The 22,779-nt window shown below is 63.4% G+C and carries 20 protein-coding genes and 1 pseudogene; 13 read left to right on the forward strand and 8 right to left on the reverse strand.

Annotated features, from left to right (window positions below; genetic code table 11):
• Window positions 1-7: 7 nt before the first annotated feature.
• Window positions 8-1,546 (forward strand): MFS transporter, encoded by a 1,539-nt coding sequence (locus NFC73_RS12480; RefSeq protein ID WP_254750712.1) that lies wholly within the window; start codon window positions 8-10, stop codon window positions 1,544-1,546.
• 95 nt (window positions 1,547-1,641) lie between these two features.
• Here the strand turns inward: NFC73_RS12480 and NFC73_RS12485 are convergent, their stop codons facing one another.
• Complete coding sequence (locus NFC73_RS12485) at window positions 1,642-2,121, reverse strand: Dps family protein (RefSeq protein ID WP_254750633.1); 480 nt, start codon at window positions 2,119-2,121, stop codon at window positions 1,642-1,644.
• Window positions 2,122-2,334: 213 nt separating this feature from the next.
• Here NFC73_RS12485 and NFC73_RS12490 point away from each other — a divergent pair, with 213 nt between their 5' ends.
• The 3 genes from NFC73_RS12490 to NFC73_RS12500 are packed head-to-tail and all read left to right on the forward strand — an operon-like array spanning window position 2,335 to window position 5,985.
• On the forward strand, window positions 2,335-3,387 hold the full coding sequence (locus tag NFC73_RS12490; RefSeq protein ID WP_254750635.1) for a nitrilase-related carbon-nitrogen hydrolase: 1,053 nt from the start codon (window positions 2,335-2,337) through the stop codon (window positions 3,385-3,387).
• Window positions 3,384-4,409 (forward strand): agmatine deiminase family protein, encoded by a 1,026-nt coding sequence (locus NFC73_RS12495; protein ID WP_254750637.1) that lies wholly within the window; start codon window positions 3,384-3,386, stop codon window positions 4,407-4,409. Before NFC73_RS12490 ends, NFC73_RS12495 begins: the two co-directional genes overlap by 4 nt.
• 13 nt (window positions 4,410-4,422) lie before the next feature.
• On the forward strand, window positions 4,423-5,985 hold the full coding sequence (locus NFC73_RS12500) for an APC family permease (protein WP_254750639.1): 1,563 nt from the start codon (window positions 4,423-4,425) through the stop codon (window positions 5,983-5,985).
• 115 nt (window positions 5,986-6,100) lie between these two features.
• Here NFC73_RS12500 and NFC73_RS12505 read toward each other — a convergent pair whose 3' ends face one another.
• The 6 genes and pseudogenes from NFC73_RS12505 to NFC73_RS12530 all read right to left on the reverse strand — a co-directional run bounded on the left by NFC73_RS12505 (window position 6,101) and on the right by NFC73_RS12530 (window position 11,465).
• Complete coding sequence (locus NFC73_RS12505; protein ID WP_254750641.1) at window positions 6,101-6,649, reverse strand: AMIN-like domain-containing (lipo)protein; 549 nt, start codon at window positions 6,647-6,649, stop codon at window positions 6,101-6,103.
• Between the two features lie 236 nt (window positions 6,650-6,885).
• A complete protein-coding gene (locus NFC73_RS12510; protein ID WP_252611423.1) occupies window positions 6,886-7,188 on the reverse strand; it encodes a DUF4193 domain-containing protein in 303 nt (100 codons plus the stop codon).
• 216 nt (window positions 7,189-7,404) lie between these two features.
• A pseudogene (locus NFC73_RS12515) lies at window positions 7,405-8,217 on the reverse strand (glycoside hydrolase family 26 protein); the annotation flags it as partial.
• A 292-nt stretch (window positions 8,218-8,509) separates the two neighbouring features.
• Window positions 8,510-8,830 carry a GYD domain-containing protein gene (locus NFC73_RS12520; RefSeq protein WP_254750643.1) on the reverse strand — a complete coding sequence of 107 codons (321 nt, stop codon included), beginning with the start codon at window positions 8,828-8,830 and terminating at the stop codon, window positions 8,510-8,512.
• A gap of 263 nt (window positions 8,831-9,093) precedes the next feature.
• Window positions 9,094-10,092: an agmatinase gene (speB, locus tag NFC73_RS12525; RefSeq protein ID WP_254750646.1), complete on the reverse strand. Its 999-nt coding sequence runs from the start codon at window positions 10,090-10,092 to the stop codon at window positions 9,094-9,096.
• Window positions 10,089-11,465: an MFS transporter gene (locus NFC73_RS12530; protein ID WP_254750648.1), complete on the reverse strand. Its 1,377-nt coding sequence runs from the start codon at window positions 11,463-11,465 to the stop codon at window positions 10,089-10,091. Before NFC73_RS12530 ends, speB begins: the two co-directional genes overlap by 4 nt.
• A 172-nt stretch (window positions 11,466-11,637) precedes the next feature.
• Here NFC73_RS12530 and NFC73_RS12535 point away from each other — a divergent pair, with 172 nt between their 5' ends.
• The 3 genes from NFC73_RS12535 (at window position 11,638) to NFC73_RS12545 (ending at window position 15,080) form a co-directional block, all read left to right on the forward strand.
• On the forward strand, window positions 11,638-13,161 hold the full coding sequence (locus NFC73_RS12535) for a PucR family transcriptional regulator (protein ID WP_254750650.1): 1,524 nt from the start codon (window positions 11,638-11,640) through the stop codon (window positions 13,159-13,161).
• A gap of 654 nt (window positions 13,162-13,815) precedes the next feature.
• On the forward strand, window positions 13,816-14,448 hold the full coding sequence (locus tag NFC73_RS12540) for a hypothetical protein (RefSeq protein ID WP_254750652.1): 633 nt from the start codon (window positions 13,816-13,818) through the stop codon (window positions 14,446-14,448).
• Window positions 14,445-15,080 carry an RES family NAD+ phosphorylase gene (locus NFC73_RS12545; protein WP_254750654.1) on the forward strand — a complete coding sequence of 212 codons (636 nt, stop codon included), beginning with the start codon at window positions 14,445-14,447 and terminating at the stop codon, window positions 15,078-15,080. Before NFC73_RS12540 ends, NFC73_RS12545 begins: the two co-directional genes overlap by 4 nt.
• Before the next feature lie 117 nt (window positions 15,081-15,197).
• Here the strand turns inward: NFC73_RS12545 and NFC73_RS12550 are convergent, their stop codons facing one another.
• Complete coding sequence (locus NFC73_RS12550; RefSeq protein ID WP_254750656.1) at window positions 15,198-16,277, reverse strand: LacI family DNA-binding transcriptional regulator; 1,080 nt, start codon at window positions 16,275-16,277, stop codon at window positions 15,198-15,200.
• A gap of 221 nt (window positions 16,278-16,498) precedes the next feature.
• Here NFC73_RS12550 and NFC73_RS12555 point away from each other — a divergent pair, with 221 nt between their 5' ends.
• The 6 genes from NFC73_RS12555 to NFC73_RS12580 are packed head-to-tail and all read left to right on the forward strand — an operon-like array spanning window position 16,499 to window position 22,721.
• Entirely contained in the window at window positions 16,499-16,981 is a 483-nt protein-coding gene (locus NFC73_RS12555; protein WP_254750658.1) for a hypothetical protein, read from the forward strand.
• Between the two features lie 50 nt (window positions 16,982-17,031).
• Window positions 17,032-18,192, forward strand: coding sequence for a substrate-binding domain-containing protein (locus NFC73_RS12560; protein WP_254750660.1), 1,161 nt, complete (start codon window positions 17,032-17,034; stop codon window positions 18,190-18,192).
• A gap of 55 nt (window positions 18,193-18,247) precedes the next feature.
• Window positions 18,248-19,756, forward strand: a complete 1,509-nt coding sequence (locus NFC73_RS12565; protein WP_254750662.1) for a sugar ABC transporter ATP-binding protein — start codon at window positions 18,248-18,250, stop codon at window positions 19,754-19,756.
• A gap of 3 nt (window positions 19,757-19,759) precedes the next feature.
• On the forward strand, window positions 19,760-20,743 hold the full coding sequence (locus NFC73_RS12570) for an ABC transporter permease (RefSeq protein ID WP_254750664.1): 984 nt from the start codon (window positions 19,760-19,762) through the stop codon (window positions 20,741-20,743).
• 5 nt (window positions 20,744-20,748) lie between these two features.
• Window positions 20,749-21,903 carry a Gfo/Idh/MocA family protein gene (locus NFC73_RS12575; protein ID WP_254750666.1) on the forward strand — a complete coding sequence of 385 codons (1,155 nt, stop codon included), beginning with the start codon at window positions 20,749-20,751 and terminating at the stop codon, window positions 21,901-21,903.
• Complete coding sequence (locus NFC73_RS12580) at window positions 21,900-22,721, forward strand: sugar phosphate isomerase/epimerase family protein (protein WP_254750668.1); 822 nt, start codon at window positions 21,900-21,902, stop codon at window positions 22,719-22,721. The genes NFC73_RS12575 and NFC73_RS12580 overlap by 4 nt, the downstream gene beginning before the upstream one ends.
• Window positions 22,722-22,779: the final 58 nt, after the last annotated feature.

Below are 22,779 nucleotides of genomic sequence, written 5' to 3' on the forward strand. Positions count from 1 at the left end.
ATCCACTATGGCCGCCGATTTCTGGCCGTCAGGGCCCGCCAAGGCGCCCTGGCGGGATTGGCTCGCGCTGGCCCTGCTGATGTTTCCGGTGCTCCTGGTTGCGGTGGACAACACTGCGTTGACATTCGCGCTTCCGGCCATCGCGAGCAGCCTGGAGACAACCGGAGTCCAGCTGCTGTGGATTGTGGACGCCTATCCCCTGGTGCTTGCCGGATTGCTGGTCGCCATGGGCAGCCTGGGCGACCGGATAGGGCGCCGCCGGCTGCTGCTGACCGGCAGTGTTGGCTTCGCCGCGGTATCAGCAGCAACTGCCTTTGCCCCCAGCGCGGAGTGGCTGATAGCGGGACGGGCCATGCTGGGGTTCTTCGGGGCCATGCTGATGCCCTCAACCCTGTCCCTGATCCGCAACATTTTTCCGGACCCAAACCGGCGTCGGCTGGCCGTTGCAATCTGGGCTGCCGGCTTCTCCGGCGGCGCCGCCCTGGGTCCCATCTTCGGCGGGTGGCTGGTGGAGCAGTTCTGGTGGGGCGCCATCCTGCTGGTCGCCGTGCCCATCATGCTGCCCCTGCTGGCATTCGGCCCTGCGTTCATCCCGGAATCAAAAGATCCGCGCCCCGGCCGGGTGGACGTGCCCAGCATCGCCCTGTCCCTGCTGGTAATGGTGCCCATTGTGTATGGCATCAAGGAGCTGGCGACCGATGGTTTCGGGGCCACTCCTGTGGGTCTTGTTGCCTTTGGCCTGGCCATGGGCGTCGTCTTTGTCCGCCGCCAGCAGAGGCTGGCCAGCCCCCTGCTGGACATGTCCCTGTTCGGCAACCGGGTCTTCAGCACTGCCATCACGGCAAACGTGCTGGCCCTGTTCTCCTTCAACGGCTTCATCCTGTTCCTCGCCCAGCACCTGCAGCTCCTGGACGGAATGACGCCGTCGGCCGCCGGAATTGCCATGATCCCGGCACTGGTGGCCACAGTGCTGGCTGGGCTGGCAGTGGTGCCGCTGGTCCGGAAGGTGCGTCCGGGCTTTGTGGTGGCGGGTGGCCTGGCCCTGAGCGCCGCGGGCTACGGAATCGTAGTCTTCGGTGACCACGGCTCCGGGCCGGCCCTCCTGCTGGCCGCGCTGCTGATCCTCGCCCTGGGCGTGGGCACAGCGGAAACCATTTCCAATGACCTCATCCTGGGCTCTGTTCCAGCGGAGAAGTCAGGAGCGGCGGCCGCCATCTCCGAAACGGGCTATGAGGTGGGGTCACTGCTGGGGACGGCGGTGCTGGGCTCCATCCTGACCGCTTCCTACCAGCACAATCTCCGGCTTCCGGCCGGGGTGGAGGAAACGGCGTCGGGGACTGCAGTACACCAGGCGGGTGAAACCCTGGCGGGCGCCGTGGAGCTGGCCGCCGGCCTGCCTGCTCCGCTGGCCGAAGCCCTTCGCGGCGCAGCACGCCTGGCGTTTGATTCGGGCGTCCACACCACTGCGGCGATTGCGCTGGTACTGATGGCGGGCGCGGCAGTCCTTGCCGCCGTCGTACTCCGGAAAGTTCCGACGGCGCGCTAGGCGCTCGTCTTCGGCAAGCCGGCGAGCGCACAAAAACGCCCGGCGCAGGAAGTCCTTCCGGCGCCGGGCGCTTGTGGCCTCGTCAGGGCCGACTCTTACTTGGCGTCAGGGGCAGTGACGCTGGCGGAGGCCTTCATGGTCTCGGCATTCACCATCCACGCGTACTGCTCCAACTTGGCGATGAATGCGTGGAGCAGGTCCGCAGTGGTGGGATCCTCTTCGTCCACTTCGTCATGGACCTTGCGCATGGTGCCCACTGCAGCCTCAAGCGCGGCAACGATCCGCTCGATCGCGTCCTTCGTGTTGATGAGGCCGTCGGGGAACTGCGCCAGGCTGGTGGACTTGGCCACGGTGGCACTGCGGCCGTCCGGCAGGGCATGCAGGGCGCGCATCCGCTCGGCCATGTCGTCCGCGAACTGCCGGGCGGCATCCACGATTTCGTCCAGCTGCAGGTGAAGGTCCCGGAAGTTGGTCCCCACAATGTTCCAGTGGGCCTGCTTGCCCTGGAGGTGCAGCTCAATCAGGTCCGCAAGTACGGCCTGCAGGTTATTGGTCAGGGTCGGTGAAGCTTTCATAAATCCTCCTCGATTGGTCCAGTAGTCCCGACGCTATCAGCCACGGGATCGATCGCGGCAGGCCGGTAGCAAATTTCTCAGTGAGCTTACTAATCTGGCCGGAGCGTCATAAAAGAATGGAATTCATTTAAACCATTGCGCGAAAGCCGTCGACCCTCCATACTAAATGAACGTCATTCATTTAGTGACGGTCGTCTCACTGGAAGTAAGCACATGATTGAAATTTCCTGCCTCGACTCACCCACGTCCCTGGCCCGGACAACGCCGTCCGCCCGCCCTGCCCTTCGTGTGGGTGTTGTGCAGCACCGCTGGCATGCAGACACTGCCGTCCTGCAGGCCGAACTCGACGAGGGAATCGGCCGCGCCGCCAGGCTCGGTGCCACGGTGGTGTTCCTGCCCGAACTCACGCTTTCCCGGTACCCCGCGGACACCTGCCCGGAAAATGACACCACGCGCCTTGGAGCGGTGCGGCCCCGGCCGTCGGACATCGCTGAGGACCTGCTCACCGGACCCACCTTCCGGTTTGCTGCCGAGTCGGCCCGCCGCCACGGCGTGGCTGTCCATGCCTCGCTGTACCAGCAGGCGCCGAACCCGGACGGCAGCGACGACGGCCTGGGGCTGAACACCGCCGTCCTGGTGTCGTCCGAGGGCGAACTGCTCGCCCGCACGCACAAGCTCCACATCCCTGTCACCGCCGGCTACTCCGAAGACAAGTTCTTCCGCCCGGGGCCGGCGGCCGCGGATGCCTATGAGGTCCACGCGCCGGCAGAACTGGGCGGCGCCCGGCTGGGCATGCCCACCTGCTGGGACGAATGGTTCCCGGAGGTGGCCCGGCTCTACTCCCTCGGTGGCGCAGAGATCCTGGTCTACCCCACCGCCATCGGTTCCGAGCCGGACCACCCGGACTTCGACACCCAGCCGCTGTGGCAGCAGGTCATCGTGGGCAACGGCATCGCCAACGGCCTGTTTATGATTGCCCCCAACCGCTGGGGCAGTGAAGGAACGCTGAACTTCTACGGCTCCTCCTTCATCTCCGACCCCTACGGCCGCGTCCTCGTGCAGGCCCCGAGTGACGCCTCCGCAGTGCTGGTGGCAGACCTCGACCTAGACCAGCGGCGGGACTGGCTGACGCTCTTCCCCTTCCTGTCCACGCGCCGCCCCGATACCTACGGCCGGCTCACGGAACCCGTACGCCGTGACCAGCCGCTCGGCGGCGAACACTCAGGGATTCCGACGTCGGCAGTAAACACCGGGGCAACCGCATGAGCACGTGGCGCATGCCCGCCGAAACCGCTCCGCAGGAGCGGCTGTGGATGGCCTTTCCCACCGGCGGCTACACGCTGGGCGACACGGAGGAAGATGCCCACGCTGCCCGGTCCACCTGGGCAGCGGTGGCCAACGCCGCCGTCGAATTTGAGCCGGTCACCGTGGTGGTGGACCCCGACGACGTCGGCATCGCCGCCCGCTATCTGAACCGGAACGTCGAGGTACTTGCCGCCCCGCTCAACGATGCGTGGATGCGGGACATCGGCCCCACGTTCGTCCTGGACCAGGACGGGCGCCTCGGCGCCGTCGACTGGGTGTTCAACGGCTGGGGCGCCCAGGACTGGGCACGCTGGGACAAGGACTCGCTGATCGCCGGTGAAGTCTCGGGCCGATCCGGCGCCACCCACATCGTGTCCGCGCTGGTCAACGAGGGCGGCGGCATCCAGGTGGACGGCCAGGGAACCGTGCTGGTGACCGAAACCGTGCAGCTGGATCCGGGCCGCAACCCGGGACTCAGCCGCGCCGACGTCGAAGCCGAGCTCGCCCGGACCATCGGCGCCACCCAGGTGGTCTGGCTCCCGCGCGGGCTGGCCCGCGACTCGGAACGCTTCGGCACGCGCGGTCATGTGGACATCGTGGCCGCCATCCCCTCCCCCGGCACCCTGCTGGTGCATTCCCAGCAGGACCCCCGCCACCCGGACTTCCAGGTCAGCCGGGACATCATCGAGCACCTGCGCACCACAAGGGACGCGGCCGGACGGGAGTGGAACATCATCGAAGTCCCCGCCCCTGAAGTGCTCTGGGATGACGAAGGCTTTGTCGACTACAGCTACATCAACCACGTCGTGGTCAACGGCGGCGTCATCGCCTGTACCTTCGGGGACCCCAACGATGACAAGTCGCTGCAGATCCTGTCGGAGGCGTACCCCGGCCGGCGTGTGGTCGGCATTGACGCCCGTGAGCTCTTCGCCCGCGGCGGCGGCATCCACTGCATCACCCAACAGCAGCCTGCTGCCTCGTAGAAAGCGCTGGACAATGACTCAAACCACCCGCACGAGCACCGCCGCAGGCCAGCCTTCCGGGACCGACCCGGCCGGCTCGGCGCACGGCATCACCGCAAAAGGACTGAAGGGCGGGCAGCTGGGCCTCCTCGCCGTCGTCGTTCTTGGCATTTCCACCATCGCACCGGCCTACACGCTGACCAGTGCCCTGGGGCCCACCATCAATGAAGCCGGGCTCCAGCTGCCGGTGATCTTCCTGATCGGCTTCATCCCCATGATCCTGGTGTCACTCGCCTACCGGGAACTCAACGCCGATTCCCCGGACAGCGGCACGACGTTCACCTGGGTCACCAAGGCGTTTGGCCCCTGGGTGGGCTGGATGGGCGGCTGGGGACTGCTGGCCGCCAACATCATCGTCCTGTCCAACCTGGCGGGCGTGGCCGTCGACTTCTTCTATCTCTTCCTGTCACAGCTGACGGGTGCGCCTGAACTCGCGGACCTCGCGGCCAACAAGCCGCTGAACGTGCTGACCTGCTTCGTCTTCGTGGCCCTGGCGGTGTGGATCAGTTACCGCGGCCTGCACACCACCAAGCTGGTCCAGTACGGACTCGTCGGATTCCAGCTGCTGGTCCTGGGGCTTTTCGTGGGCATGGCGTTCGCGAACTGGTCCACGTCGGAAACGGCCATCCCGTTCAGCTGGGAGTGGTTCGATGTCACCAGGATCGAGACGTTCGGGCAGATCGCTGCCGGCATCTCACTGTCGATCTTTGTCTACTGGGGCTGGGACGTGTGCTTGACCGTGAATGAGGAAACCGCCAACGGCAAAAAGACGGCTGGACTGGCAGGCACCCTCACTGCCGTCGTTGTCCTGGGGATCTACCTGCTGGTAAGCATCGCCACCATGATGTTCGCCGGCGTCGGCGATACCGGGATTGGCCTGAACAACGCCGAGAACCACGAGAACCTCTTCACGGCGCTGGCCTCGCCGATCATGGGGCCGTTCGCCATCCTGATGTCGCTCGCGGTGTTGTCCAGTTCGGCCGCGTCCCTGCAGTCGACGTTCACGTCGCCGTCGCGCAGCCTGCTGGCCATGGCCCACTACGGCGCGCTGCCTGCGCCGTTCAGCCACATCAGCAAGCGTTTCTCGACGCCGGGCTTCGCCACAGTGGCGGCGGGCATCCTGTCCGCCGGGTTCTACGCGGTGATGCATGTGATCAGCGAAAACGTCCTGAACGACACCATCCTGGCCCTTGGCCTGATGATCTGCTTCTACTACGGCCTGACCGCGATCGCCTGCGCCTGGTACTTCCGGAACAGCGTGTTCAGCAACGTCCGCAACTTCATGCTGCGGCTGCTCTGCCCGGTAGCGGGCGGTGTCGGACTGTTTGTGGTTTTCCTGCAGACAGCCATCGACAGCTGGGCGCCGGAGTTCGGCAGCGGCTCCGAGGTCTTCGGGGTTGGACTGGTCTTTGTCCTGGGCATCGGGATCCTGGCGCTCGGGGCTGTGCTGATGGTGATCATGGCACGCCTCCGCCCGGGGTTCTTCCGCGGCGAAACCATCCGCCGGGACACTCCAGCACTGGTGGTCCCGGAGTAGTTGCCCTACCCACAGCACACAGCACGGCGCCCTGCCCGGAAAGTCTCCGGAGCAGGGCGCCGTTTTGGTTTCCTGATCTTGCTGCCTCAACGGCGGTTCAGCAGCGAACCGCGGGTCACCAGAAGTGCGCTACATCCACCACCATGCGGGATCCGGATCCGGGTCCGTCCAGGGTGAAGACCCGGAACGGGAGCCGGGCGCGGACGCCCAGTCCGATGCTGGTGTAGCCTTCGAAGCTGCCCGCGTAGGCCACCTGCCGGAAGGTCTGGTATCCCGACACGTTCGACAGTTCGGCCTTTGCCGCCGGGCTGTAGGTGACGTTGTAATTGCTGTCATAGGACGGTGCGTTCACAGTCACCTGGAGGAATGCTGAGCCCAACAGCGGGATTTCAAAACCTGAACCGTCCTGGACCACGGTCGGAACGTACTGAACCGTGTAGCCGGCAACAGGGCCGTTGAGATCAACCACCATCCGGTCAAAGCAGTAGTGCTGCCCTGTCCGGACGTTGGTGACGGATGCGGTGCTCATGGCCGGGTCTGATTCAGCCAGCGATCCCCATACGAGTCCGCAATACGATGTGGTTGCCGAGGCGGGCCCCGGAGCCAGGAAACCCAATCCGACAGCCATCAAAATGACTGTCAGCCACGTATGAATCTTTTTCATTGCGGGCCACCCTTCGAGTGATTAGGTAGCTCAAGCGTAGGAGTCTCCAAGGCCACTCAAAAGGGTTGTTGCCGCTTCGGCACGGAACCGTTAATCGGCCCTGGTTCCGGTCACGCGGGCGTAATTCTGAAGCACTTTGCGGGGCCATCGAAACGCTATTAACACCGTTTCTGCACCCTGCCGTTATGCATAATAACGACGCCGGCGCACCTCACTGGAGTGCCGCCGTCGGCCGTTCAGCCTTCGCACTCGATGCAGTACTTCAGGCCGTTCTTTTCGCGTGCAATCTGGGACCGGTGCCGGACCAGGAAGCAGGATGAGCAGGTGAACTCATCGGACTGTTCGGGAACCACAATGACGGTCAGTTCTTCGCCGGAGAGATCGGCTCCGGGAAGGTCGATGCCTTCGGCGGTGTCGGTCTCCTCGACGTCGATGACTGCCGTCTGGGCACTGCCGCTGCGGGATGCCTGCAGGGCCTCCAGCGACTCGGCGGAAGCCTCGTCGTCAGTCTTGCGTGGAGCGTCGTAATCGGTAGCCATGGCGTGTTCACTTTCGTCGCTGCACGGCACCATTTCAGGCACCTCAGTGAAGCAGTTTAGGTCATTATGCCGCTACTTGGGCAACAGTGTGGCCAACCAGACAGATTTCGCCGCTTCGTCCTCTACTCTGCTGACCGCGCTTGGCGGGATGCTGGTTGGTGTTGCCCTGCTGCGGCTGGTCCGCCGGGACAACAAGGCACGTACCTGACTACCGAGTCAGGGGGTCCGGCGCGCCTGCAATGCGGACTTGAACGCTGAGGCGGAGGCGGCACTGCTGTTGATGCGCCAGTCGGTTTCTTTCTGGAGGTGGAACCAGACGAAGCCGACACCATCAGGCTGGGCCGCCAGATACGACACGAGCTCACTGTTCCAGGCAGCCTTGCTGCCCCCTGCTTCGCTGGAAGCTGTCTCGCTGATCAAGATGGGAACTCCGGGTGCCAAAGTACGCAACTGGGCTATTCCCGGAGCGAAGAGATCCTGCGGCGATATCCAGCCGCTCCAGGAGGCGGACGTGCCCCAGTTGTACCCGTCGAGGGCTACAACATCCACGTACCCGGCGCCGGGAAAGAGGCCGGCGAGATCGGTGGAACCGTAGTAGGGAACATTCGGGCTCCAAACCCAGGACACGTTGCCGGCTCCGGTGGCAGAAACGACGTCGTGAACATGGCGCCAGGCTTCCACATAGTCGCCGGGCTGGTTGCCGTTGACGCCTTCGGCCCACGGGTACCAGTTGCCGTTCATCTCGTGGGCGAACCTTAGCTGGACCGGCTGGACCCAGGCCGCCAGCGCCTGGCCCCACTGCGTGATGTGGGCGTCAAAGTCGCCGGCGGCAATTCGGTCCAGGGAGTGGGCGGGCTGCTCCAATCCGCCGCCCCAGGCCCAAGGCTCCCAGGTTATGAGCGGGACGGCGCCGCGTGCCCGGACGGAGTCCATCTCGGCGATGGGCGGCGCCTGGAGAAAGTCCTTGTAGAACAGAACCGTGGCCGGGCTTTCCCCGGCCAACTGCGCCACTTCATCGAGTTCGCCGCCGGGGCCGGCATCAGCCCCAAAGCCAGACCCAGGCCAACCACTGCCGCGATAGATTTCAAAATTCGGAGCATGGCGATCGGTCCCCCGCAATCGGCAAGGCGGTTGGGAATCCGCCAGTCAGGTGGTGCCTACCGGCACTTTCCTGATCCTAAGGGTTGGACGCCGAAACCAGACTGGATTTTTTCGAATACCTTTGAAAGGAACTCGCGGCTCTCTGGTGGGTCCTGCCGGCCGTCCCTTCTGGTCACCGAAGGTTCGACTGGCGCTACACGAGGTAGCCCAGTCGAAGCTGTTACTGACCGGGGGCCCGGTAGGCAGGTGTCTTGCCCACAGCTGCGTCAATATCCTCGGGTGTCATGAGCGGGGTGAGATGAAGGTCCACGGCGCCGGTGGAATTGATCATCAATGAAAGGGCAACAGCACTCGGCTGATCGGGAACGTCGAAGACCCCCAGGACATCCGTCTCGCCGAACGCGTAGTAGATGCACTCCAGTGATCCCCCAACCGACTCCAAGGCCTTGACAACCGCGTCCCGACGCTTGGACCCACCCTCCTGCATCAGGCCTTTGATGCCCTGGCCCACATAGTTTGCTTGGAAGAAATACTTGGACATGGCCCACTCCTGTTCTGCTGTGCCCAGAACACGAACCTATCCGCACGCCCAGAACAGGGGATGAGTGAAGGGTTCTGGAGTTCTCCCCGGCTGGGGCTGTGGGCCGATTCTAGGCCCCTCCCCCGGCAACTGGCAACGGTTGTTTGTATCCGCCTTCCCGCCGACAAAAGGCAGTGACAACAGGCCGCTCGCGGGCTTGCGTTCGAGGGGTTCGAGCGCCCTTGCTGGCCCACGGGAGTCCGCGGGCCAGCAAGCCGTGGTGCCTAAACGACCGCGGCTTCCAGCGCGTCGGCGCCTCTGATGGTCGCTCCGTTGGAGCGGTTCACCATCAGCCCCAGCAGATCAAAGACCAGGGTTGCGGCCGCAAGAGCAGTGATGTCTGCGTGGTCGTACGCGGGGGCTACCTCGACGACATCGGCCCCTACGATGTTGATACCGTTGAGGCCCCTCAAGAGGGTAAGCAGCTCACGGGAGTGCAGGCCGCCCATCTCCGGTGTCCCGGTGCCCGGAGCGTAGGACGGGTCCAGGACATCAATGTCGATGGAAACGTAGACAGGCGTATCGCCCAGACGCTCCTTAACCCTCCGGATGGCAGCGGGGACACCAATGACGTCCAAGTCCGAACACCTGATGATCTGGAACCCGAACTCGTGGTCGCGCAGAAAATCCTCACGGTCGTAGACCGGCCCGCGGATACCCACGTGCATGGACTTGTCCTCTACGAGCAGCCCCTCTTCGAAGGCCCTGCGGAAAATGGTTCCATGCGTGACCGGCTGGTCGAAGTAAGTGTCCCAGGTGTCCAGGTGAGCATCGAAGTGCAGAAGGGCAACCGGCCCGTGGACTTGGTTCAGCGCCCGCAGCATGGGCAGGGCGATGGTGTGGTCCCCACCAATGGCGATGAGTCTCTTGTCCTCGCTGATCAGGGGCCGCGCCTGCTCCTCGATTTCGCGTACAGCCCGGGTGATGTCGTAGGGCGTGCAGGCGATATCGCCGGCGTCCACCACCTGGGCTTCATACACGGGCTCGACGTCAAGTTCCGGATGGTAGCCGGGGCGCAGCAGCCGGGACGCTTCACGGACGGCTGCGGGACCGAAACGGGCGCCCGGGCGGAAGGAGGAGCCGCCGTCGAACGGCACTCCGACGATTGCAATATCGTAGTCCGGCACGCGATCGATGTGCGGGAGCCGGGCGAACGTGCCAAGCCCGGCATACCGGGGTACCTTCGTTGCATCGACGGGACCGATTGGCTTGTGCGTGGTCATACGAGTGATCCTTCTTTGTTGGTTGCGGTGGCTACCGGCTTTTTTTCCGTGGTGAGTTCGGTGAGGGATTTGTTGGCGGTTTCCGGCGCGAGCAGGAACGTCGCCACCAGGCCCACCAGGGAGATGGCAGCGCCGATGAGCAGCGAGCCGGCAGCTCCGAAGCTGATGATTGCGACCGGCATCAGGTAGGTGCTGGCTGCCGAGCCCACGCGGCTGATGGCCGTGCCGAAGCCGACTGCTGTGGCCCGGACTTCCGTGGGGAAGAGTTCGTTGGGGTAGACAACCTCGAGGAAGCTCGATGCTCCGGAGGCGAGGGCAAAGATTGCCAGGGCGATGAACAGCGGCGCGGCCTGGACATTCGGGATGAAGGCGGGAATGGCCAGTGCCACCACGATGATGCCAAAGCTCCACAGGAGCAGCTTCCGGCGGCCGATCTTCTCTACGAGCCACAAACCCGGGATGCCGCCCACGACGAACAGCATGGAGATCAGGAAGGACCCGCCGTACAGGTTGGCGTCACCCGTCATGCCCATGGCGGCCAGCAGGTCCGGGGCGAACGTATAGACCGCGAAGAGCGGGATCACTTGGGCAGTCCAGAAAATGGAGACAAAGAGCGTGCGCTTCCATGCCTGCCCCCTGAAGATGTCCAGGAACCTGCCCTGCTTGGCCAGACCTTCGCTGTCTGAGGCAATGTCGGCGAGGGTGTACTGTTCGCCGTAGACCTTCTTGATGATGGCTTCCGCTTCACTGCGGCGGCCACGGGACAGCAGCCAGCGCGGCGACTCGGGCGTGCCCAGCCGGCAGAGCAGAGTGACGATGGCGAAAATCGCCGGGCTGGCCACCATAACGCGCCAGACGTCCGGCCCGGTGTCGCGGAGCAGGAATCCGACGGCGTAGGCGGCTGCCGCGCCGACCGCCCAGACCACGAACGTGGCACCCAGGAGACGTCCCCGGTGCTTCTTCGGAAGGAATTCGGCGAGCAGTGAGGTGGCAATCGGGTAATCGGCGCCGATGGCCATGCCGAGGAGGAACCTGCAGAGCACAACGTGCCAGACCTCGGTGGCGAAGGCGTTCAGAACGGAGAAGAGTGCCAGTGCCAGCAGGTCCGCGATGTACATCTTGTGCCGGCCGATCTTATCCGTCAGCCACCCGAAGATGGCCCCGCCGAAGAAGATGCCGACCAGGCTGGCAGCTCCGATCAGCCCGACCTCCACGGTGCTCAGGCGGAGTCCCGGGGTCATGGTGATCAGGGCGATTCCGATGATTGACAGCGCATAGCCGTCAATGAAGGGACCCCCAGAGGCAAAGAAGGTCAGCTTCTTGTGAAAATTCGTCAGTGGGGCGTCATCAATGAGATTGCTCGTTGCGCTCATTGCAAACCCTCTCTCGTGAATGCTCTCGTCGAGCCGGGAAGTAAGTGACTTAATCATGGGTGACGGCCGTCACGTCGGATATTCGTCAATCGATCACAAATGATGAAGGCGCCTAGACATTTGTATAAGATCACAAGGCCGCCACCTGTACCGAAAGAAGGAGCACCCGGTCGTGATTACTGTTGCCGAGCTCATTGCCGAGCCGCAGCTGGGCCTGAGCCTGCTTGCGGGTTCCGAAGGACTTGGAAACCGCATCACGTGGGCGCACACGTCGGATCTTCCCCGGTTGTGGGAGTGGGTCACCGGCGGCGAGATCATGATGACCAACGGGTTATCGATTCCGCCGGATGCCGCCGGTCAGGTCGAACTCGCTGAGTCGCTGGTCCGGGCCGGCGCCAGCGCATTGGCTGTGGGGGAGAAAATGCACGCCCCGCAGCTCACGCCGGGATTCATCGATGCCTGCAATGCCCTCCCGCTGCCGGTGGTCAATGTGCCCTATCCCCTGCCGTTTATCGCCATCGCCCGGTCTGTCGCGGAGTCTTCCCTCCTGGAGGAATCGCGCAGGCTGCGGCAGACGGCCAGGATTTATGATCTTCTCCGACTTGCCGGAGCGGGAAATCAGTGGCAGACGCTGCTCGACGGAGTAGCCGCTGAAATAGATTCACAGCTGTTCGTGGTGGATCGGCGATGCCTGCACCCGTGGCACCCGGACAGTGAGGCGCTCCCGGCCGCGCTGGCGGCGGAGCTGAAGCAACGCGTGGGGCCGGCGTCGGCGGCCACCAAGAACTTCCAGTGGCATCGATTCGGCGACCAACACATCCTCATGATGGACATCCCCACGCACGCCAATGCGCTGCTAGTGGTACTTCCCGCCACATATCCGCACCCCGACGCCGTCGTCCTGCTCCATGCGGCGACCGTCTTGGGCCTGGAACTGTCCCGCACGGTGCTGGGCCTGGAGAACCGGCTCCGTCTCGGCGCCGAATTCCTTCTGCAGGCATTTGACGGCCGTTACGGGATCAAGGATCTGGAAAGCCGCCTGTCCGAATTCGAAATTCCGGCGCAGGAGTTCCAGGTGATCTCGCTGTCCAGTGACGCGGGACAGGATCTTGCCAACGTACACGCGGGTCTTTGGCGCCACGGCTTCCCCACGGTGTGCCTGCAGAGTCACAACAGGCTCCATATCCTCGTGTCCAAGGAATGTTCCGACGAGCTGTTGTTCCATGCTCTCCCGGAAGGCGTCAGGATCGGCGTCAGCACCCTGACCACCCCTTCGGGCATTCAACGCGCGCTTCAGGAGTCACTGTGGGCGCTGGGAACAGCGGGCGGAGGCACTGAGCACTTCGTACGCTACGCCGAAGGCCCTTCGTGGCTGGGATTGACCAGCCACGAAGAGGGCAAGGCACTCGTCCAACGGTTGCTTGGTCCGGTTTTCGAGTATGAGCGCGGCCGCCAACCGGACCTTATCGTCACGTTAAGAACGTTCTTGGATATGCAACGGTCCTGGCAGAAGACGGCAACCGCCCTGTTCGCGCACCGGCAGACCATCATTTACCGGATCCGAAAGATCAGTGAGCTGATAGGGCTGGACGTGACCGAAACGGCAACCATGGCCCAGCTCTGGTTTGCCCTGCAGATCCATGAGGCGATGGAGGTCGGCAACAGCGGACTCCTGGATACGCGCCCTCAAGCCTGATCCTGCGACCAGTGCCAAAAAGTGGAGCCTCCTGTCGGATTCGAACCGACGACCCCCGCTTTAGGTCCGGACGCCTACTGGCAGGCCTGGAAGGTGCTGTTTCGCCCGGATTCTAGGGGTTTCTGCGAGTTACGATGACTGATGAATATTTGTCCTTTGTCGTTGATTGGGGTGAGTAAAAGGTGAGTCGGTTGAAATTGCTGGCGGTTGTAGCGGCGTCCCCTGCCCGTTGTGAAAGTCCTCCTCTCAATCAGAGATTGTGAACCCTCCTTGTCCTTCATTGACAGATCTTTGCGCCAAGGGCATGACCGACGGCAGACTCTCTCAGGAACCAGACAGCCGCCTTGGCATGCGGCCCGTTCGAAGTCAGGAGCCGACCCAGCTCGCCACGGTGCTCCCGAACAGGGGCTGCTCCTACCTGACGAAAATGTCTATTATCGGCGTTCGGTATGCAGTATTCATAGATGAGTGGACATTGTCCCGCTACCGGTTGTGACGCTCGATGGTTATGCCGACTGCAATAGTCCCCCGCGGACTGACTTGTGATGTGAGCGGCGTCAGTGACTACCTGATTCTTCGACTACCTGATTCTTCACGGATGACAGTGCACGCGCTAGAGTGGATTGTAATAACCGTCATTAATCAGGAGAAGAAATGGTCACCTCGCGGCGGGACGTGATCCGGAAGAAGAAAGCGAAAGCGGCTTACCGGAGTGCTGCAGGCAGCTCTATCTCAGCCAAAGCCTCCCCGTCCTCAACGCTGAAAGAATCCCCCGGTCTCGCCGGTGTTGATGTGTGGATCCTGAAACGGGCCCTTAGCGAAGCCAAAAGCATCTCGGCCTTGGGGGCCGCGATTGCGTCCAACCCAGAAACGCCGTCTCCTGAACTCGTCCGCAGTTTACAGGCGGAGGAGAACTGGTGGCGGCGGATCGAGAACGAACTGCCTTCGATGAGCAGCACTGAGACGGCAGCTTTCCTCGGCGCCAAAGTCACCAACCGGAACTTCGCGTCGTCGCAGCGAGCCGCCGGCAGACTGCTCGGTTATGCTCGCCGCCAAGCGATCCGCTATCCGAAGTTCCAATTCGACTTGCAGCGCGGCACCGTCCTGCCGGTCATTCCGGAACTACTGGCGCTCACCCGCGATCTCGACGTCCCGGACGAAGACCTGGTCCTGTGGATGGCAGCTCCATCATCGGCATTCGCAGACCAGCACCGACCGGTGGACCATCTCAACGACCGGGAGCAATTGCTCGCCGCAGCTGAGGCCCACTTCGGGGCTATATGGTGACGGTCGCCTGGCCGGCTACCCCGGAGCCACCCAACCCCCTCGAGCCACGCCTCGGAATCCTGGCCCCTGGCACCGTCCTCCAGCGCATTCACTCCAACCAGTTCCGATCCAACCAGTTCAACCCCGGGCCGAGGGGCGTTGGCCGAGTCCACTTCTTCGGCGACCCGATGGTCCCGGTCCTCTACCTCGCCGAAACCCGGGAAGCTGCTTTGGCTGAGACCCTGCTGCATGATGTCCCGATTAGGGCTCCGGCGACGCTGCCCCGCAGCATCTACGCCAACAGTGTCTTGGCTGGGCTGAAGCTGAAGCGGCAACTCCGGATCGCAGAATTTTTCGGATTGGGCCTCCGCGCCCTCGGCATCGAAGCCACCCAGCTCACCGACACCCCGATGGAGAACTATCCCCAGACGCGCAAATGGGCCCACGCAGCCCACACCGCAGGGTTTGATGGCATCGGCTGGATGTCTAAACGAGACAACAGCGCCAGGGCGTACATGCTGTTTGGTGACAAGGTCCAGGAGGATTTCCTTGAAGTCCTCCCGGAAAGCGGACTTGCCTTCGCCGCAGCCGAGGGCTTCAGCTGGCTCGTTATCACCTGCGCCCCCCTCAAGGTCGACGTCCTCGCGAGGTAACCGGTACCTGCCCGGCAGCGGCAATCACCACGGACCCGTCCGTTGGGCGTTGGTTCCTGCTAGAGGGCAGCCGAACAGGACCATAGGTACTGGCCGGCTCTATTGTTTAGAGGCAGCTCATGTGTCTTTTGGTGGATGGGTGTGGTGGGATGTTGCGCGGGTGGAGCTGTTGCGCACAACAAGTGTCGGTGCGATCGGAGTGCGGTCTACCTCCCGGCCCTCCATGGCCCCGATAAGCACTTCCATGCTCATGAGCGCCAATGCGGTGAAGTCCTGGCGCACAGTGGTCAGGGGCGGCAGGAAATAATCTGATCCCTCGACGTCGTCGAAACCGACCACACTCACATCCTCCGGTACCCGGATCCCGTTTTCGGCGAAGGCGCGTATGAGCCCGAGGGCGGTGTGGTCGCTGGCGGCGAAGATGGCCTGGGGGACCCTATTTTCCCGGACGAGCCGGAGGCCGGTCTCGTAGGCCCACCGGGGGCTCCAGTCACCCTCCAGGCACAGCCCGGGCCTGAGCCCGGCGTCGCGGAGCGTGGCCTCCCAGCCGCGTTTGCGCACCCGTCCGTCGAACCAGTCCATAGAGCCGGCGAGGTGGGCGATATCCGTGTGGCCCAGGTCGATGAGGTGCTGGGTGGCCAGCCGCGCCCCGAGTTCCTGGTTTTCCGAATATGTGAAGATGTTTGGGGTCGATGATGCTCCGGCCGCGATCATCTCCACTGGCACGCGGAATGACGCACTCCAGAGGGCCGCTGCCATCTCCACCAGAGGCGCAATGACAATGATTCCCCCCACGCCGGTATCGTCCAAGGTATCCAGGGCTGCCTGCACGGACTCTTCGTCGGGGCGTTCGACACTGATGACGGTTGTGGCGTAGCCCTTCTTGCGGGCGACGTTTTCGAGGGCCATGAGCGTCCCCACCGGGCCGAACCGCGGGGAGCCGTCGGAGAGGATGCCGATGGAAGTCGACCGGCTGGTGACCAGCGCGGTGGCTGCCCTGTTCCGGCGGTAACCGATGTCCTTGATGACCTGCAAAACCCGCTGGCGCGTTGCCGCGCTCACGTCCGGTGCGTCATTGAGTACCCGGGAGACTGTTCCGAAAGAGACTCCGGCCACCTGGGCCACATCGTTGATAGTGGGCTTCCGGCGCATCGGGGCATCCCGTAGCTTCTCGTTCGCCTCACGGGGAACCGCCATGCCTGCCACGTTCTCTCCCGTCTTGCCACCTCCCGGACCGAACCAATGGGTTCCGTTCGTTTTCAATCTTACGTCGACGCGATGCCCAACGGGCCCGAAAAATCTCTTCCTGTGATGCTTGACACCTTCCGCCGTAAACGTTTACGATTATGTCCGTAAACGTTTACGTAAACTTCGTAAACGCTTACGGAGGTAGCGCATTCAATGAAGAAAGGAGCGGGATGGCTGACAGCATCGTCTACGCACTCGCGCTCGATCCCAGCGCTGGGCTTCGGAATGTTGACCCGGCACAGTGGGCCAATTTGGAAGAGCTCCTGAGGGATACGGCGCCCAACGATCTCGCGGCCGCTGTCCGCACCTTCGTCTCCGCCGGTTCCTCGGCCGTCGTCGGAATCTTCGACGGCAACCTCCTCTGGGCCAGCCTGGTTGTTTCTGTGGACAACTCCGGCGCACCCGCGTCCGTGTCCACCATTGACGGCCCGATGGCCCTATCGGGCGGGGAAATGGCTAAAGCCGCAGGAGAAGCGGTGCGGTGGGTCCAAGCCCATCAAGGGCCCTGTTCCTTGGGCCTTTTCGTCGACAAGGTGCATGCAGAGGCGCTCCTAAGAGCTTCAGACAAAGCCGCCGCTCTACGCACAGCCTCGGCAGCCGGCGGACTCGTCCTCTCGCCGGTTCCCCCTGCCCTGGCAGTAGCGCTCGCCTGATCCTTCGCAGGCATCCACCCCATCCATCCACCCAAAAGCACTGGAGAACAATGATGATCCGCAGGCTTCCCATCGTGGCCCTGGCCGCAGCCCTGTCACTTTCTGTCGCTTCCTGCAGCAGTTCAACAACGGCCACATCAAACGCCCCCGACGCCGGGGTGTCAGAAAAGGCCCAGCAGGCCCTTGAAAAGATCAAGGGGCAGGTCCTGAGCAAGGGCCCCAACGGCGAGACGCCCTCGCCAGCGTCCGTCGCGGATCTGACTCCCGAAGAGATCGCAAAGGTGAAGGGCCTCAACGCCAAAGCCGCAATCGTGATGCACTATGGCGGCAATGACTGGGCCACGGCCCAAGTGAACGGACTTAAGAGCGAATTTGAGAAGCTCGGCATCAAGGTCATCGCCACAACCGACGCGAACTTCAAGCCGGACAAGCAGGTCTCGGACATCGAGACTGTCATGACGCAGGATCCGGACATCATCGTTTCCATCCCCACGGACCCCGTGGCCACCGCCTCCGCATACAAGAAAGCTGCGGACGCCGGCACGAAGCTCGTCTTCATGGACAACATCCCCCAGGGCCTGACCGCCGGCAAGGACTACGTCTCGGTTGTTTCCGCTGACAACTATGGCAACGGCGTCGTTTCTGCGCACCAGATGGCAAAGGCGCTCGGGGGCAAGGGGAAGATCGGACTCGTCTTCCACCAGGCCGACTTCTTTGTGACCAAGCAGCGCTACAACGGATTCAAGGAAACCATCACGAAGGAATACCCGGACATCCAGATCGTTGAGGAAAAGGGGATCGCCGGCCCGGACTTCGCTGGAGACGCGCAGGCTGCTGCCAACGCCATGCTGAGCAAGTACCCTGACCTCGCGGGCATCTGGGCCGTCTGGGACGTTCCCGCAGAGGGTGTCATGGCTGCGGCCCGTGCCGCGGGCCGCCCGGACCTCAAGATTGCCACGGAGGACCTCGGCAAGAATGTCGCCATCGCCCTGGCCAAGGACGAACTCGTCGTCGGCCTCGGAGCGCAGGTTCCGTTCGACCAAGGTGTTACAGAGGCACGGCTGGCTGCCGGTGCGCTCATCGGAAAGGAAGCGCCCGCCTACGTGGCGCTGAGCGCCCTTCCGGTGGACCACTCCAACGTCCTGGAAGCCTGGAAACAGGTCTACCACGAGGACGCCCCGAAGGATATCCAGGACTCCTACAAGCAGTAGCCAAGACCCGACGGCGCGGGGGTTCCCACCCCCGCGCCACTCCGAAAGGGCAACCATGAACACCGCAGACAATGTCGTCGAAATGCGCTCGATCTCCAAGGGCTTCAACGGCGTTTCCGTGCTGAAGGACGTCGGCTTCGACGTCCGGAAGGGCGAGGTCCACGCACTCGCCGGCGGCAACGGCGCCGGGAAGTCCACGCTCATGAAGATCCTCCAGGGCGTCTACCAAGCAGACGCTGGAGAGATCCTCATAGGCGGGAAGCCAGCCGCGATCAACTCGATCCAGGACGCAAAGGCCGCCGGGATCGGGATGGTCTTCCAGGAATTCAGCCTGGTACCGAGCCTGACCGTTGCACAGAACATCTTCCTCGCGGCCGAACCGCTCGGCAGGGGCGGGCTCATCGATGACCGTGCCGCGGTGAAACGGGCCAGGGAGGTCTTCTCTGAGATGGAGGTCGACGTCGACCCCCGCGCGCAGGTCTCCCGGCTCGGGACTGCATACTGGCAGCTGACCGAGATCGCCAAGGCCCTCGCCCAGAACGCCCAGGTCCTGATCATGGACGAACCCACTGCCAGCCTGGCCCGGCACGAGTCCGAAGCGCTCTTCGAACTGATCGACCGGCTCAAGCAGCGCGGCATCTCGATCATCTACATCTCGCACCGCATGGACGAGGTGTATCGGCTAGCGGATCGGATCACCATCCTTCGCGATGGCCGCCACCTCCTCACCGCGCCTCTGACGGATGTCACTCCCGAGCAGATCGTTGAAGGCATTGTTGGCAAGAAGATCGAAGGCCAGCTTTCCTACCGTGCGCGGGATCATGTGGCCCACGATGGCGCGCCGCTGCTGGAAGTCCGCGGCCTTAATGCCGGGAACCGGGTGCGGGACATTTCCTTCACGCTCCGGCCCGGCGAAATCCTCGGCCTGGCCGGGCTGATGGGCAGCGGACGCACCGAGCTCGCCCGTGCCCTCTTTGGCATTGACAAAGTGGACAACGGTGACGTCCTCCTGCGGGGCAAGAAGGTCAACCTTGCCTCGCCACAGCAGGCCATCAACGCAGGCGTCGCCCTCATTCCGGAGGACCGCAGGGCCCAAGGCCTCGTCCTGGAGCACTCCGTCCAAGACAACCTGCTCCTGCCGCTGCTCGGGCAGATCCAGCGGGGGCCCCTCCTGGACGGCGCCAAGGGCAAGGAATTGTCCTCTTCACTGATCAAGAGGTTCGCAGTCAAGGTGGCCCACCCCAACCGCCCGGTGCGGCTCCTCTCGGGCGGCAACCAGCAGAAGGTGGTTATCGCCAAGTGGCTGGGCACCGATCCGGACATCCTGATCCTGGACGAGCCCACGGCCGGCGTGGACATCGGCACCAAAAGCGAAATCCTGGACATGATCCGTGAGCTGGCAAGTGCCGGCAAAGCCGTCATCGTCATCTCCTCCGAGTACCCCGAACTACTCGCGGTCAGCGACCGCGTCCTCGTCCTCAAGGACGGCTCCATCATCCGCGACATTCCCCGCAGCGAGATCGCTGACGAGGAATATCTCCAACTTGCAGTCCAGGGAGTCTGAACAGTGAGCAAGGCAAACACCATCGCGCCCCGGGACACCGCGGCCCGCAATTTCGGCACCGTCCTGAAAGAACTCGACTGGCGGCGCTACGTCATCTACATCGGCTTCGTCGTCGTCTTCATTTTCTTCGCCATCCTGCTGCGCGACCAGGGCTTCCTGTCGCCTAACAATCTGCTGAACATCTTCCGGCAGACGGCCACCATCACCGTCATCGCCGTCGGCATGACCTACGTGATCGCATGCGCGGAGATCGACCTGAGCGTCGGATCCGTGGCTGGCCTCTCCAGTGTCTGCACCGCGATGGCGCTGTCCCAGTGGGGACTGGTTCCAGGCATCCTCGCAGGCCTCGCCGTCGGGCTCGTGGTCGGATCAATCAATGGCGCGCTTGTTAGCCTCCTCGGCATCCCGTCCTTCCTGGTGACGCTCGGCATGCTGGGGATAGCGGTCGGCGTCGCCCAATGGATCACAGCCTCGGCGCCCCAGCCGATCCTGAACGACACATTCAACATGCTGTTCGGATCCGGCAACTTCGGCCCCGTTCCGGGGCTGGTGGTCTGGAGTGCCATCTTTGTTGCCATCGGCGCCGTCGTACTGAACCGCACCCGGTTCGGCCGCCAGGTCCTGGCCACGGGAGGCAACCGCAATGCCGCGGACTTCACCGGCATCAACACCAAGCGCATCAAATTCCAGGTGCTCCTTATCTCGGCCGTGGCGGCAAGCGTCGCCGGCATGCTCTACGCCGGCCGCCTCCAGTCCGGACGGTTCCAGTGGGGGTCGGGAGACGAACTCTCTGCCATCGCCGCCGTCATCCTGGGTGGAACCAGCCTCTTCGGCGGGTTCGGCTCCATCATCGGCACCCTCTTCGGCGCCCTGCTGATCGGCCTGATCAACAACGGGCTGATCCTCGCCGGGCTGGACAGCAGCCAGCAGCAGGTTGTCCGCGGCGCCATCATCATCCTGGCCGTCGCTATGGCCCGGAAGAAGTAGCAACCGTGACCCTCGAACTACGAGCAGGAATTATCGGAACAGGGTTTATGGGTTCTGTCCACGCCCACGCGGTACGCGCAGCAGGCGGTGAAGTCATTGCAGTCGCCGGGAGCAGCCTGGCTTCCGCCGAAGCCTCGGCATCCGCGCTCGGCGCCCGAACCGCAGCTGAATCTCCTGAAGCACTGATCGCACGTGCAGATGTGGATGTCATCCACATCTGCACCCCGAACGCGACTCATGCCGACCTCGCACGCAAGGCCATCGCAGCAGGGAAACCGGTTGTCTGCGAGAAGCCCCTCGCCACCAGCGTTGAGGACGCCCGGGAACTGACGGACCTCGCCGATCGGGCAGGTGTCGTCACCGGCGTCCCGTTCGTCTACCGGTTCTATCCGGCCGTCCGCGAGGCCCGCGACCGTATCCTCCGCGGCGACGCCGGCCGGCTCTGGCTCCTGCACGGTTCCTACCTACAGGATTGGCTGGTCGGCGCGGAAGCCACGAACTGGCGGGTCGATTCAACGATCGGAGGAGCCTCCAGGGCGTTCGGTGACATCGGCGTGCACTGGTGTGACCTGATGGAGTTCACCACCGGACACAGAATCACCAGGCTTGTGGCGAAGACCAGCCGGGCATACGACCAACGCAAAACCGGCGGGCGGTTGTCCTCCGTTGCTACCGAGGACGGCGCCACGCTCCTGTTCGAGACGGACAAGGGTGCCACAGGATCCCTGGTGGTCAGCCAGGTCAGCCCCGGCCGCAAAAACCGCCTGTGGTTCTCCTTTGACGGAACCGAAGCGTCATTCAGCTTCAACCAGGAGCGGCCGGACACCCTGCACGTGGGCACTACAGAGTCCAGCTCCGAAATCGCCGTCGGCCCGCAAACGCTAACAACTCCTGGCGGCCGGCGGTACGCCAAACTCCCACCGGGCCACCCCCAGGGATACCAGGACAGCTTCAACTCCTTCGTCGCCGACGTATACGCAGCTATCCAGGGGCTGACGCCCGAAGGCCTGCCCACGTTCCGGGACGGCCTGCGCGCAGCCCTCATTACCGATGCAGTGGTTGCCTCCGCTGCGCAGCAAACGTGGGTCGATGTTTCCGGCACTGACGCCCCATTCGAATTACTCAAGTCTTCCTCCGCAGCTGAAAGGCAAAAGCAATGAAACTTGGATACTGTTCCATCACCTGGGGCGGCGTCGTTGGCCACCCGCAGGGCGTGACGAGCGTCAAGGACCTTTTCTACATGACCCACGGGTCTATGCGGGACGCAATCCAGGACATCGCATCGGTCGGCTACCAGGGTGTGGAAATGTTTGACGGCAACCTCGCGGAATACGCGGAGAAGCCCGAAGAACTCAAGGAAATTCTGGGTACCGCCGGAGTCGAACTCGCAAGCGTCTACACCGGGGCGAACTTTATCTACGCCGACATACTTCCCGACGAGCTGCACCGGATCCACCGTGCCGCCGAATTGGCTGCCAACTTTGGAGCAGAACGGCTTGTAGTAGGAGGCGGAGCACGCCGCGCGGCCGGCACCACCGACGAAGACTACCAACGCCTCGGTGAGGCTCTTGACAGGGTAACGGACATCGCGGAAAGCTTCGGCCTGTCGGCAAGCTACCACCCGCACCTGAGCACCATCGTCGAAAGCCCGGAAGAACTGGACAGGCTGATGCCGCTCACCCGAATCGGCTTCTGCCCGGACACCGCACACCTTGCAGCCGGCGGGGCGGACCCGGCCGCAGTCATCCGGAAGTACCCAGACAGGATCCGGCACGTCCACCTCAAGGACTTTCAGAAGGACCCTTTCAATTTCCTGCCACTGGGACAGGGCGAGCTCGACTTTCCCGACATCATCGCCGCAATCCGCGAAAGCGGATACGACAGCTGGCTAATGGTCGAACTCGACAACTACGACGGCGACCCCCGAGCCGCAGCAGAACTGAGCAAGAAATACCTGGAAAAGCTCCTCTCTAACTAGTTTTTCAACCGCAGGGGCTGCCATAGACCGCAACTGCCCCGCCTTCCGGAAGGAACAA

The sequence above is a fragment of the Pseudarthrobacter humi genome, assembly GCF_024294965.1.
Lineage (GTDB): Bacteria > Actinomycetota > Actinomycetes > Actinomycetales > Micrococcaceae > Arthrobacter > Arthrobacter humi.